1 pseudogene is annotated in these 584 nt (G+C 70.5%); it reads left to right on the top strand.

Annotated features, from left to right (window positions below):
* Positions 1-98 precede the first annotated feature (98 nt).
* Positions 99-584, top strand: a pseudogene (fliH, locus tag G3N99_RS41525) (flagellar assembly protein FliH); the annotation flags it as partial.

Below are 584 nucleotides of genomic sequence, written 5' to 3'. Positions count from 1 at the left end.
TTCGACCATGAGCAATCTATCTTCTTTTCTCCAACGACACGCTGCCACCAGAGTCATGCACGGGGTAGTCCCTTCTTTCCTTCACCGACGCACTCCCGTCCCCGGCCGAGGCCCATGCGGCCGGCAACGTCGAAGGCCGGGGGCGCGGCCACCAGGCCGGGTTCGACCAGGGCCGCGAACGGGGTTTCGGGGCCGGCCAGGCTGACGCGCGCGAACAGGCCGCGCAGCTCGCGGCGCTCGCCGCGTCGTTCCGCGAGGCCGTGTCGACCGTCGAACACGATCTGGCCGCCGACATCGCGCAGCTCGCACTCGACATCGCGCAGCAAGTCGTGCGCCAGCACGTGAAGCACGACCCGGCCGCACTGGTTGCCGCCGTGCGCGACGTGCTCGCGGCCGAACCCGCGTTGTCCGGCGCGCCGCATCTCGCGGTCAATCCGGCCGACCTGCCCGTCGTCGAAGCCTATCTGCAGGACGATCTCGATACACTCGGCTGGAACGTGCGCACCGACGCGTCGATCGAGCGCGGCGGCTGCCGCGCGCACGCCGCGACCGGCGAGGTCGATGCGACGCTGCCCACGCGCTGA

This window comes from Burkholderia sp. Ac-20392 (assembly GCF_017104585.1).
Taxonomy (GTDB): domain Bacteria; phylum Pseudomonadota; class Gammaproteobacteria; order Burkholderiales; family Burkholderiaceae; genus Burkholderia; species Burkholderia lata.
The sequence above is the reverse complement of the archived record's forward strand: the minus strand, read 5'-3'. Positions and strand labels throughout refer to the sequence as shown.